The 12,291-nt window shown below is 66.6% G+C and carries 11 protein-coding genes; 2 read left to right on the top strand and 9 right to left on the bottom strand.

The window, feature by feature from the left end; genetic code table 11:
- Positions 1–121: 121 nt before the first annotated feature.
- The 6 genes from NX774_RS17740 to NX774_RS17715 all read right to left on the bottom strand — a co-directional run bounded on the left by NX774_RS17740 (position 122) and on the right by NX774_RS17715 (position 8,220).
- The gene (locus NX774_RS17740; protein WP_258823592.1) at positions 122–3,028 is read right to left on the bottom strand and encodes a ribonucleoside-diphosphate reductase subunit alpha; all 2,907 of its coding nucleotides are present in this window, start codon (positions 3,026–3,028) and stop codon (positions 122–124) included.
- A gap of 528 nt (positions 3,029–3,556) precedes the next feature.
- Positions 3,557–4,960 (bottom strand): sigma-54-dependent transcriptional regulator, encoded by a 1,404-nt coding sequence (locus NX774_RS17735; RefSeq protein WP_258823591.1) that lies wholly within the window; start codon positions 4,958–4,960, stop codon positions 3,557–3,559.
- Positions 4,957–6,660 carry a sensor histidine kinase gene (locus NX774_RS17730; protein WP_258823590.1) on the bottom strand — a complete coding sequence of 568 codons (1,704 nt, stop codon included), beginning with the start codon at positions 6,658–6,660 and terminating at the stop codon, positions 4,957–4,959. The genes NX774_RS17735 and NX774_RS17730 overlap by 4 nt, the downstream gene beginning before the upstream one ends.
- A gap of 6 nt (positions 6,661–6,666) precedes the next feature.
- The gene (locus tag NX774_RS17725; protein ID WP_258823589.1) at positions 6,667–6,915 is read right to left on the bottom strand and encodes a PP0621 family protein; all 249 of its coding nucleotides are present in this window, start codon (positions 6,913–6,915) and stop codon (positions 6,667–6,669) included.
- Positions 6,912–7,715 (bottom strand): cytochrome C assembly family protein, encoded by an 804-nt coding sequence (locus NX774_RS17720; protein ID WP_258823588.1) that lies wholly within the window; start codon positions 7,713–7,715, stop codon positions 6,912–6,914. Before NX774_RS17720 ends, NX774_RS17725 begins: the two co-directional genes overlap by 4 nt.
- 58 nt (positions 7,716–7,773) lie before the next feature.
- Positions 7,774–8,220, bottom strand: a complete 447-nt coding sequence (locus NX774_RS17715) for a MarR family winged helix-turn-helix transcriptional regulator (protein ID WP_258823587.1) — start codon at positions 8,218–8,220, stop codon at positions 7,774–7,776.
- 83 nt (positions 8,221–8,303) lie between these two features.
- On the opposite strand from NX774_RS17715, the gene NX774_RS17710 reads away from it, so the two are divergent.
- Complete coding sequence (locus tag NX774_RS17710; protein ID WP_258823586.1) at positions 8,304–8,699, top strand: DoxX family protein; 396 nt, start codon at positions 8,304–8,306, stop codon at positions 8,697–8,699.
- The gene (locus tag NX774_RS17705) at positions 8,696–9,367 is read left to right on the top strand and encodes a glutathione S-transferase family protein (RefSeq protein ID WP_258823585.1); all 672 of its coding nucleotides are present in this window, start codon (positions 8,696–8,698) and stop codon (positions 9,365–9,367) included. The genes NX774_RS17710 and NX774_RS17705 overlap by 4 nt, the downstream gene beginning before the upstream one ends.
- A gap of 105 nt (positions 9,368–9,472) precedes the next feature.
- On the opposite strand, the gene NX774_RS17700 is transcribed toward NX774_RS17705, so the two are convergent.
- Genes NX774_RS17700 through NX774_RS17690 form a run of 3 tightly spaced genes read right to left on the bottom strand, consistent with a single transcriptional unit; the run spans position 9,473 to position 12,096 of the window.
- On the bottom strand, positions 9,473–10,270 hold the full coding sequence (locus NX774_RS17700) for an ABC transporter ATP-binding protein (protein ID WP_258823584.1): 798 nt from the start codon (positions 10,268–10,270) through the stop codon (positions 9,473–9,475).
- A 1-nt stretch (position 10,271) separates the two neighbouring features.
- The gene (locus NX774_RS17695) at positions 10,272–11,108 is read right to left on the bottom strand and encodes an ABC transporter permease (protein ID WP_258823583.1); all 837 of its coding nucleotides are present in this window, start codon (positions 11,106–11,108) and stop codon (positions 10,272–10,274) included.
- A gap of 13 nt (positions 11,109–11,121) precedes the next feature.
- A complete protein-coding gene (locus NX774_RS17690) occupies positions 11,122–12,096 on the bottom strand; it encodes an ABC transporter substrate-binding protein (protein WP_258823582.1) in 975 nt (324 codons plus the stop codon).
- Positions 12,097–12,291: the final 195 nt, after the last annotated feature.

Below are 12,291 nucleotides of genomic sequence, written 5' to 3'. Positions count from 1 at the left end.
TTCCTTTCTTGTTAGCTTACGAACGTCGTCCCCGCGCAGGCGGGGACCCATGCTGAGCGTGCATTCACGCGGTCCATGGGTTCCCGCCTTCGCGGGAACGACGTGCTCAAATACGCAATCCTTACTGGCAGGCTTCGCACTCATCGAAGCCCGGGTCGCCCGGACGCAGGTAGCAGGCCGCGCCCTCGACCACGCCAGAGGCATCCGCTGCCGGTGCAGCCGGAGCTGCCGGTGCGCTTGGCGCCGCCGCTGCCGGCAGGCCGCCCGAGACCGGAACCGCGTTCAGCGCGCCGGTACGCACGGTGGACTTCTCCATGTGCGTGGCCGCAATGGTACGCAGGTAGTAGGTGGTCTTCAGGCCGCGCAGCCAGGCCAGCTTGTAGGTCTCGTCCAGCTTCTTGCCCGAAGCGCCTGCCATGTAGATGTTCAGCGACTGGGCCTGGTCGATCCACTTCTGGCGGCGCGATGCGGCTTCCACCAGCCACTTCGGCTCGATTTCGAACGCGGTGGCGTACAGGTCGCGCAGGTCGTCCGGCACGCGGTCGATCTTGGACAGGGTGCCGTCGAAGTACTTCAGGTCGGCGATCATCACCTCGTCCCACAGGCCACGCGCCTTCAGGTCGCGCACCAGGTGGGCGTTGATCTCGGTGAACTCGCCCGACAGGTTCGACTTCACGTACAGGTTCTGGAAGGTCGGCTCGATGCAAGCCGACACGCCGATGATGTTCGAGATCGTCGCGGTCGGAGCGATCGCCACGCAGTTCGAGTTGCGCATGCCGTACTTCTTGACGCGCTCGCGCACCATGTTCCAGTTCATGGTCTCGCTGGTGTCCTGCTCCAGGTACCCGCCGCGTTCTTCGGCCAGCAGCTTGATCGAGTCCTGCGGCAGGATGCCGCGGTCCCACAGCGAACCTTCGTACGACTGGTAGCGGCCGCGCTCTTCGGCCAGCTCGGTCGAGGCCAGGTAGGCGTAGTAGCAGACGGCTTCCATCGAACGGTCAGCAAACTCCACCGCTTTGTCCGATGCGAACGGCACGCGCATCATGTGCAGGCAGTCCTGGTGGCCCATGATACCCAGGCCGACCGGACGGTGGCGCAGGTTCGAGTTGCGGGCCTTGTCGACGGCGTAGTAGTTGATGTCGATGACGTTGTCCAGCATGCGCATCGCGGTGCGCACGGTCTTTTGCAGCTTGAGCAGGTCCAACCCGTCGCCCTTCATGTGGGCCGGCAGGTTGACCGAACCCAGGTTGCAGACCGCGATCTCGTCCGCGCTGGTGTTCAGCGTGATCTCGGTGCACAGGTTCGACGAGTGCACCACGCCCACGTGCTGCTGGGGCGAGCGGATGTTGCACGGGTCCTTGAACGTGATCCACGGGTGGCCGGTCTCGAACAGCATCGAGAGCATCTTGCGCCACAGGTCCATCGCCTGGATCTTCTTGAACACGCGGATTTCGCCGCGCGCGGCCTTGGCTTCGTAGGCGGTGTATGCGTCTTCGAAGGCCTTGCCGACCTTGTCGTGCAGGTCCGGGCACTCCGACGGCGTGAACAGGGTCCACTCGCCCTTTTCCATCACGCGCTTCATGAACAGGTCCGGAATCCAGTTCGCGGTGTTCATGTCGTGGGTGCGGCGGCGGTCGTCGCCGGTGTTCTTGCGCAGGTCGAGGAATTCCTCGATGTCCATGTGCCAGGTCTCAAGGTAGGCGCAGACCGCGCCCTTGCGCTTGCCGCCCTGGTTGACCGCCACGGCGGTGTCGTTGACCACTTTCAGGAACGGCACCACGCCTTGCGACTTGCCGTTGGTGCCCTTGATGCGCGAGCCCAGCGCGCGCACCGGGGTCCAGTCGTTGCCCAGGCCGCCGGCAAATTTCGACAGCAGCGCGTTTTCCTTGATCGCGTCGTAGATGCCTTCCAGGTCGTCCGACACGGTCGTCAGGTAGCACGACGACAGCTGCGAGCGGCGGGTACCCGAGTTGAACAGGGTCGGGGTCGAGCTCATGAAGTCGAAGGTCGACAGCAGGTTGTAGAACTCGATCGCGCGCGCTTCGCGGTCTTCCTCGCGCAGGGCCAGGCCCATCGCCACGCGCATGTAGAACGCCTGCGGCATCTCGATGCGCACGTCGCGGATATGCAGGAAGTAGCGGTCGTACAGGGTCTGCAGGCCAATGTAACCGAACTGCAGGTCACGGTCTGCCACCAGGGCCTTGGCCAGGCGCTCCAGGTCGAACTTGCCCAGCTCTTCGTCCAGCAGCTCGGCATCGATGCCCTTGGCGATGTACTTCGGGAAGTAGCTCACGTATTCGGCGGCTGCCTCGGCCTGCGCCACTTCCTTGCCGAAGATCTCCTTGCGGATCGAGTGCAGCAGGATGCGCGCGGTGACCTGGCTGTAAGCCGGGTCCTTTTCCATCAGCGCGCGCGCGGCCAGCACGGCCGACTTGTGCAACTCTTCGACCGGCACGCCGTCGTACAGGTTCTTCAGGGTCTCGGTCAGGATCGCCTCGGCGTCCACGTGCTTTTCCAGGCCGGCGCAGGCCGCGCCGATCAGGCCGGTGACCGCGTTCATGTCCAGCGGCTTCTTCACACCGCCGTCGATCACGTGGATCTGCGGCGCGGCGGGCGCGGCGGTGCCGGCCGCTTCCTTGGCCAGGCGGCGCTCTTCGATGCGCTTGGCGCGGTACAGCACGTACTCGCGCGCGACTTCATGCTCGCCCGAGCGCATCAGCGACAGTTCGACCTGGTCCTGCACGTCTTCGATGTGGAAGGTGCCGCCGTTCGGCTGGCGGCGCACCAGGGCGGCGACCACGTTGTGGGTGAGCTGCTCGACCAGGTCGCGCACGCGCGCCGACACCTGGCCCTGCTCGGGACCCACGGCCAGGAAGGCCTTGGTCATCGCGACCGAAATCTTGGACGGCTCGAACGCCACCACGGCGCCATTGCGGCGGATGATGCGGTAGTCGCCGCTGGCCACGAGCGCCGCGGCGCTGGTGCCCTGGACGTTCTGGGAATTGGTCGAAATGTCTTGTGTTTGCATTGAGCCTCCAGCAAGGGCAAGCAGGTCGCCTGCCGCCATTTGTTGTTCAGGTGAACCGCCCTGCTAGCCGCGGTCCGTCACAAATAAAAAAGCAAAAAAATAGCCAGCCAACCGCAAAAAGCATGGTTAGCAAAATGACACTACTGTGGATTTTTCCGGCAAGCTCGCGTCAAGTCCAGGCCGCCCATCCCGCTGTCAGAAACGTTTCCGGCGTCTAGTCCTTGTTGCTGCTCGTTCTACTATATCTAGTGAGGAGATTGATGTTGAGACTAATTGTAGTGCCTGACCGGTGGCCCCGCAAGAGAATAAATTCCTGAAGTTCAACTCTTTTTTTTCGTGCTCGGGCTTGACATTTATTAAGCCGGGCACGATGCCGAATCGGCGGTAAGTGAGCACTAACATTCCGCACGAGCCTACGTATGCATGGCTCCCCAAACAGCCCGTGGCCGCTTCGCTGCGCTGGCGAAAAGACAACATTTTCAGGCATGCATTCGGCGCGCAAAACGGGGCAGCGGGCGCGCGGCCAGGTCAGCCTTCCGGCGCCTGGATGCCCAGCTTCTGGATCTGGTAGCGCAGCTGGCGCACGCTGATGCCCAGGAGCGCCGCCGCCTGGGCGCGGTTGAACTGGGTCTGGGTCAGCGCGCGCACGATGATGTCGCGCTCGACCTGGGTCAGGTAGTCGGGCAAATTGCTCGGCAGCGGTGCGTCGTCGGGCGCCAGCGAGGGTGGCGGCGCCGGCGCTACCGTTCCCTGCCCGGGCTGCGGCGCCGGCCCGGCCGGGCGCGCGGCCTTGAGCGACAGGTCGCCCACTTCAATCACGCCATCGTCCGAAAACGCGAGCGCGCGCTCGAGCACATTCTCCAGTTCGCGCACGTTGCCAGGGAACGGGTACTCGCCCAGCGCCTCCAGCACGCCCGGGCCCAGGCTCACTTTCAGGCCGGGTGCCGAGAGCCGCGCGAGGATGGCTTCGCACAGGAGCGGCAGGTCTTCGATCCGCTCGCGCAGCGGCGGCAGGCGCAGTTCGATCACGTTCAGGCGGTAGAACAGGTCCTGCCTGAAGGTGCCCGTTTCGACGCAGCGCGCCAGATCCTGGTGGGTGGCGCTGATGATGCGCACGTCCACCGCCTCTTCGCTGGTGGCGCCGATCTTGCGCACCCGGCGCTCCTGGATCGCGCGCAGCAGTTTGACCTGCATCGGCAGCGGCAGGTCGGCCACCTCGTCGAGCATCAAGGTGCCGCCATTGGCGGCCTGGAAGAAGCCCTCGCGCTCTTCGGCGGCGCCAGTGAACGCGCCCTTGCGGTAGCCGAAGAACTCGGCCTCCATCAGCGTTTCGGGGATCGCGCCGCAGTTCACGGCCACGAAGGGTTTGGCGGCGCGCGTGCTTTGCGCGTGGATCTCGCGCGCGGCCAGCTCCTTGCCGCTGCCGGATTCGCCGGTGATCGAAATCGGCGCGTTGGAACGCGCAAGGCGGGCGATCTGCGCGCGCAGCGACTGCATCGCCGGCGACTCGCCGATCAGGCGCGAGCCTTGGGAGGCCTGCTGCGCGGCCGGCTCTTGCACCGGCTCGGACAGGCGCAGCGCGGAGCGCACCATGATGCGCAGGTCTTCCAGCACCACCGGCTTGGTCACGTAGTCGAACGCGCCGGCCTTGAGCGCGACCACCGCATTTTCGGCGCTGCCATAGGCGGTGACCACGGCGATGGGCGTGCATTTATAGGCGGCGGTCACTTCGCGCACCAGCTCCAGCCCCAGCCCGTCGGGCAGGCGCATGTCGGTCAGCACCAGCGCGTAGGCATGGCGGGCCAGCAGCGCGCGCGCTTCGCCCAGCGTTGCCGCACTGTCCACGTCCAGCCCCATCTTGAGCAGCGTAATCTCGAGCAGCTCGCGCAGGTCCGCTTCGTCGTCAACCACCAATATGCGGGGTGAACTCATTGAACTGCCTCTCCGTTGGCTGCGTTTGCGCGCCGGGCTGCCGGCAGCGCGAAGGTGATGACAAAACGGCCAGTGGCGCGGCGCGGACCGAGCGCGCTGTTTTCGAACCGGTATTCGTAGTCGAGCATGGCCTCGTTGTTCAGGCACAGCTCGCGCGCCAGGTACAGGCCGAGGCCCGTGCCCTTGCTCGAGGTGGTGTAGAACGGCTCGAACAGGTGGTCGCGCACCTCGGGCGTGATGCCGGGGCCGTCGTCCTGCACGTGAAGCTCGCGCCGCCCGACCGGATCGAGCGCGGTGGACAGCCGGATCGAGCCCGGCTTGCCGCTGGCGTAGCGCACCGCGTTGTTCAGCAGGTTGAGCAGCACTTCGCGCAGGTGCAGCGGGTCGAAACGCACGGCTGCGTCGCCGCTCTGGCCGATCGACACTATATCATCGGCGAGCCCGTGCGTTTCGGAGAATTCGGCCTTCAGCTCGGCCAGGAACGCGGCCAGCGGCACCGGCTCGCCGCTCGGCTGCGCCTTGCGCGACAGCTGCAGGATATCCTCGACCATGCGGTTCACGCGCGTGACGTTGTCGCCAATGATCTTCAAGAGGCGCACCTCGGCCGGGCCGGACAGATCCTCGGCCAAGAGCGCGGTCGCGTGGCCGATGGCCGACAGCGGGTTGCGCACCTCGTGCGCGATGCTGGCGGTCAGGCGCCCCATCGAGGCCAGCTTGAGCTGCTGGGCCTGGTTTTCGATCGCGGAGACGTCCTGCAGGAACACGACGCTGCGCCCCGCCGCCTGCTCGTCCGTATCCACGCGCGCAAAGCGCAGCTTCAGGTGCGAGGCCCGGCCCAGCCGGCCACGCGGGGCCGGGGCGCCCTCCTCGTTCCACGGCTTGACGTTGACGAACACGGCGTCCTGCGCTGCACCCGCCGGCGCGGTCAGCCATGCCGAGAACGCCTGCGCCAGCGGCTCGAGCGCGGCCACGTCGCCAAGCCGGAAATCGAGTGCGGCCTCGTCCAGCCCAAGCATGCGCCGCGCCGCCGGGTTGCCGGCAAAGACCCGGCCGTCGCGCCCCACCACCAGGATGCCGTCGCCGACGTCGGCAATCACGATCTGGTTGATCGCCTGCTGGATCTTCAGGTCGGCGCCGCGCTGGGCCGCCAGTTCCTCTTGCCGGATCAGGCGCGCCGCCAGCCGGCTCACCAGCAGCACCACGGCGAAAAAGCCGGCACCGTACATGCCGGCCTGGCGCACCCACGATTCGCCGTCCTGCGTGATGACCTGCCAGATCGAGTGGCCCAGCATGAACAGGGTCGCCACCGATGCCGAGAACAGCGCCAGCACCAGCGGCGCCAGGATCGCTGCGCCGGCAAGCGGGAACAGATACAGGATGCCCAGGCCGCTCTTGGCGCCACCGGCGGCAAGGTAGAGCACCGAGATGGCGGCCAGGTCGGCCGCGATCTGGACCGACAGCTGGGCCAGGAAGCGCTGCTTCCAGTAGCTGCCGACGGCGGTGAACGCCAGCGCCGCCGCAAGGTAGGCAATGCAGGTCTGGGCGTAGAGGGCGCCGTTGGCGTTGATGGCGCCGGAAGGCGCCAGGCCAAGGTAGGCCAGCAGCACCACCGCGATCACCACGCGGGTCACGCACAGGGTCTGCAGCGAGCGCCAGAAGGTGGCGCGCGATTCCGGGGACAGCGCCTGCCAGCGGCCCATCGGCAATCAGGAGGCGCTGTGGCGGGCGTGGGCCGGGCAGCAGTACTCGCGGCCGCCCGCGCGCACCGCTTCGGACGCCGGGAAGTACACCCCGCAATGGGCGCAGTTCACCATGGGTTCGGACTGTCCGGCCACGGGCCGCGCCGGCTCGGGCGAACGCGGCGCCTGCGGCGGCGGTGCGGCCTGGCGCAGCTTGGTACGGATGGCCATCACCACCAGGATGGCAAGCGCGAGCCAGAACAACAAGCGCGTCATGCCAGGCTCCTGTGCAGCACCACCTCGAGCACGAAACGGCTGCCGACGTAAGCCAGCGCCAGCGTGGCGAAACCGGCAAGGGTAAAGCGCAGCGCGGTCTTGCCGCGCCAACCGCGCCAGCGGCGGCCCGCCAGCAGCGACGCGAACAGGAGCCAGGACAGGAGCGCGAACACGCTCTTGTGGTCGAACCGCAGCGCGCGGCCGAACAGCTCTTCGGAGAACACGATCCCCGACAGCACCGTGAGGCTGAGCAGGATGAAGCCGATCCAGATCATCCGGAACAGCAGCTTTTCCATCGTCAGCAGCGCCGGCAGCTGGTCGAGCGCGCCGCCCAGCCAGCCGGAACTGCTGCTTCTCGTGTGCAGGCGCGATTCCTGCAGCGCCATCAGCACGGCGTGGAACGCGGCGATCGTCATGGTGCTGTAGGCCAGCACCGCCACCGCGATGTGCCAGCCGAAGGCGGCGGACTGTTGCTGCACCGGCATCACGCTACCGGGAAACAGCACCGGCAGCAGCGCCCCCGCAAACGCCGACGGCATCACCATGCGGCGCAGGCCGTCGAGCGAGAAATTGCGGTTTTCGAGCCAGTAGGCGGCCACCGAGATCCACATCGCCGCCGATAACATGATGGCAAAGCCGACGCGCAGGCCGCTGGGCGTGGCCATGTCCAGCCACATTGCGGCGCCGTGGACGAGCCAGGCGAGCGCGGTCACGCCTGAGACGAGCGCGCCGCGCCGCGACGGCAGCACGGTGCACAGCGCGTACAGCAGGGCCGCGGCAAAGAATAGAGAGGTCTGCATAGACGCCAAGTCTACACCAACATCGGCCGGTGCAGTCCAGCCGGCGGCAGGGCCAGCCTCACAACGCGCGCGCCGCGGAAATCACCTTGCGCAGGGCGCCGCCGATGGCCTTTTGCTCGGCCGCGGACAGGTGGGCGTCGAACAGCTCGTGGATCGCCGCCGAATAGGTCGTCCACATCTTCTTGCGCATGACCAGGCCAGCGGGCTCCAGCACCGCGTAGGCGCCGCGCTTGTCCTCGGGGTCGCTCTCGCGCCGCAGCAGGCCCGCCGTTTCCAGCCGGTCCACCAGCCGCGTCAGGTTGCTGCGCGTGAGGACCACGTAGTCGGCCAGTTCATGCATGCGCTGGCGGTGCTGCGGCGCGCGCTCGAGCGCCCATAGCACGTCGTACCAGGCCAGCGGCGGCAGGGCGGCATCGGCCAGGCGGCGTTCGATCATGCCGGTCAGGACCGCGTGCCCGGTGAGCAGCAGCGGCCAGGCGGAAGGGTTGTCGTCTTTCTTGGTCATGCGGTGATTTTAGTTGCAATTGCAACGACCAGCAACTACACTGCGATTTAGTTGCACTTGCAACGACTTTACGAAAGGACGAGATGATGCAAACCGCATACGCATTCACGCTGCTGCGCGTCGCCCTCGGGGTCATGTGGCTGGCCCACGCGCTGCTCAAGATCGTGGTGTTCACCCTGCCCGGCGCCGACCAGTTCTTTGTGGCGCACGGATTCCCGGCCCACTCCGCCTATGTGGTGGTGGCGGCCGAACTGGCCGGCGGGTTGATGATCCTGCTTGGTTTTCATGGCCGCGCCGCTTCGCTGGCGCTGCTGCCGGTGCTGGCCGGCGCGGCCAGCGTGCACCTGCCCAACGGCTGGGTGTTCACCGCCAACGGCGGCGGCTGGGAGTACCCGGCATTCCTGATGATCGCGTCGGTGGTGCACGCGCTGGGCGGCGACGGCGCGCTGGCGCTGCGGCCGGCGGGAGCGCAGCCATGACCGCCCGGCTGGAACTGGTGAGCCACAAGCTGTGCCCGTACGTGCAGCGCGCGGCGATCACCCTGGCCGAAAAAGGCGCCGCGTTCGAGCGCAGCTGGGTGGACCTGGGCAACCGGCCGGCCTGGTTCACCGCGATTTCGCCGCTGGGCAAGGTGCCGCTCTTGAAGGTGGATGGCGAGGTGCTGTTCGAGTCGGCGGTGATCTGCGACTACCTGGACGAGACGCTCGGGCCAAGGCTGCATCCGGCAGACCCGCTGCTGCGGGCGAAGCACCGGGCGTGGGTGGAGTTTGGGTCCAGCGTGCTGACGGCCATCGGGACGTTCTACAACGCGCCGGATGCGGCGGCATTCGAACGCGCGGCCGACAGCCTGGAAGGGAAATTCGCGACCATCGAGCAGGTGCTGGGCGACGGGCCGTGGTTCGCGGGCGCGCGCTTTTCGCTGGTGGACGCGGCGTTCGGGCCGGTGTTCCGGTATTTCGACGTGTTCGACCGGATCGGCCGGTTCGGCATCCTGGACGGCAAGCCGAAGGTGCAGGCGTGGCGCGCGGCGCTGGCCGCGCGGCCGTCCGTGGCGGGGGCGGTGACGCCGGAGTATCCGGAACTGCTGCTCGATTTCGTGCGCCGCCGCGGCTCGCACCTGGCGGCGCTGGCGGTAGATGTTACGTAGGGTGGGCTCTTGAGCCCACGCGGGAACGCTCGGCGAGCGCCAAGGGAAGTTTGCACGGCCGCGTATCACCGCGTGGGCACAATGTGCCCACCCTACGAATCACGACTAATCCACCGCCGCCATGCGCAGCTCGTCGCTGTGGTGGCGCTGCTGTTCTTCCATGACCAGCAAGCCCAGCTCGCGCTTGAGCGCATTGAACTCCGGCGCCGCCGGGTCGCGCGGGCGCGCCAGGTCCACCAGTATGTCGCGCTTGATCGTGCCCGGCCGGTAGGTCATCACCACGATGCGGTCGGCCAGGTAGATCGCTTCCTCGATCGAGTGGGTCACGAACAGGATCGTCTTCTTCAGTTCCGCCCAGATGCGCAGCAGCTCGTCCTGCAGGTTGCGCCGGGTGAGCGCGTCGAGCGCGCCGAACGGCTCGTCCATCAGCATGATCGGCGAGTCCAGCGCCAGCACGCGCGCGATCGCCACGCGCTGGCGCATGCCACCCGACAGGTCCTTGGGAAAGCGCTGGCGAAAGTCCGACAGCGACAGGAGCTTGAGCAGCTCGGTGACGCGGCGCTTGATCTCGTCGCGCGGCACGCCCTTGATCTCGAGCCCGAAGCCGATGTTCTGCTCCACGGTCATCCACGGGAACAGCGCGTATTCCTGGAACACCATGCCGCGGTCCGGCCCCGGCCCGGTGACCGGCTGGCCATCGGCGGTGATGCTGCCCGCAGTCGGCGGTGCAAAGCCGGCCACCGCATTGAGCAGCGTCGATTTGCCGCAGCCGGAAGGCCCGAGCAGGCAGGTGAACTGGCCGCGCGGGATGTCCAGGTTGATGTCCTTGAGCGCCACCACGTCGCGCCCGCCTGCGGTGAACACCTTCCCCACGTGCTCGATAACGATGTGCGATCCGCTCATCTCAGTGCTCCAGGCCGCGGTGCCAGCGCAGCAGATGGTTGTTCAGGCGCGTCATGCCCACGTCGATCGCCAGGCCCAACATACCAATGGTGATCATGCCGGCGATGATCTTGGCCGACCAGAAGTACTCGCGCCCTTCGAGGATGCGGTAGCCCAGGCCGTTGTTCACCGCGATCATCTCGGCCACGATCACCACGATGAAGGCGGTGCCGATGCCGATCCTTACCCCGGCCAGGATGTACGGCACCGACGCCGGCAGGATCACCCGCAAAAACAGCGTGGCGCCGCCCGCGCCCAGGTTGCGCGCGGCGCGCAGGTAGATCGAGTCGACCTGGCGCACGCCGGCGATGGTGTTCATCAGCACCGGGAAAAACGCGCCCAGCGCGATCAGGAACACGGCCGGCGGATTGCCCAGCCCGAACCACAGGATCGACAGCGGGATGTAGGCGATCGGCGGGATCGGGCGCAGCACCTGCACCAGCGGGTTGAACCAGGCATAGGCCGCCCGGCTCGCGCCCATCGCCAGGCCCAGCGGCAGTGCCAGCCCGGCCCCGACCAAAAAGCCCACCACCACCCGGTACATGCTGCCGAGCGAATCGACGATCAGCTCGCCGGAGAATGCCCAGGCCCACCAGCTGGCGCCCGGGTTCTCTTGCTGGAACTCGGCGAAGGGCTTGAGCGGCAGCAGGTAGGCCACCCACTTCTCGGCCACCTCCTGCGGCGAAGGCAGGATCTTCTCGTCCACCCAACCCTGCTTGACCACCCATTGCCACAGTGCGATCGCGACCAGCGGCACCACCAGCCCGAGCCCGATCTCCCGCCAGTTTCGCTTGCCCATCGGCGCCTCCGCCTTATTTGATGTTCAGGCTTTTCTTGGCCTCGTCCAGCAAATCGGTCTTGACCCATTCCTTGGCCACCGGCGGCTTGGCCATCTTGCCAACGCCCGTCTTGACCATCATGTCGGTCGTGGCCTGGATGTGCTCGGGCGTCACGTCATACGAGAACATCGAGTTGCCCAGCGCGTCCTTGTAGTCGTCGGCGCTGATCTGGCCCTTGAACACCACCTCGCGCACATACTTCTCGGCCAGCGCCGGGTTGTCGAGGAAGGTCTTGGTCGACTGCACGAAGCACTTCATGAACTTTTCGGCCACGGGGCGATGGGTGGTGTAGAACTTCTCCGTCATGACCATGGTGCGCACCGGTTCGCCGATCGGGGTGTCGTACGGCTTGAGCACTTCCACGCCGAAGCCCTTGTTGATCGCCTGCGACGACTGCGGCTCGGACTGCATCATGGCGTCGATGTTCTTGCCCAGCAGCGCCTGGTTCAGGTCGGCATAGGCCAGGTACACCAGCTGCACGTCCTTGCCCGGCACCGTGTCGGACGACAGGCCGGCCTTGTGCAGCTCGGCCATCAGCAGCACTTCCTGGATGCCGCCGCGCGTCACGCCCACCCTCTTGCCCTTCAGGTCGGCCACGCTCTTGATCGGCAGGCCCTGGCGCGCCACCAGCCGCGCGCCGCCCTTGGCAAAGCCCGCCACCACATAGATCGGGGCGCCGGCGGCGCGGCCGGAGATGGCGGCCTCGGAGGCGGTGGTGGCCACGTCCAGCTCGCCCGCGATCACGGCCTGCATGGCGTCCAGCCCTTTCGCAAAGACCTTCTCCTCCACCTTGATGCCGCACTTGGGCGCGATTTCCTTGATATACGAGACGGCGCCGTAATGCGCGAACTTGAGATTGCCGAGTCGCACCACCTCTTGGGCCTGCGCGCTTGTGGCGGCCAGCAGCGATGCGATGAGGAGGGTCTTGCCGAACACTTTTGCTTTCATGACTTCTCTTCTCCGTTAGGTCGTAAGGTCAATCGATGAGCTGCGGTATGGCCGGGCGGCTTGGCGTGCGCCGTCTTCTTAATACCCGCTGGAAAGGTATACCGCTGGGCAAGATGTTGTCAAACTATTCAACACAACAGTGTGCAAGGGTGCGCCGGGATGCCGCGGCCGGCGCCGCGCTCGTCGGTAAGAACG

The organism is Massilia agilis, assembly GCF_024756255.1.
Classification (GTDB): domain Bacteria; phylum Pseudomonadota; class Gammaproteobacteria; order Burkholderiales; family Burkholderiaceae_D; genus Telluria; species Telluria agilis.
This window is presented reverse-complemented; position numbering and strand designations above follow the sequence as displayed.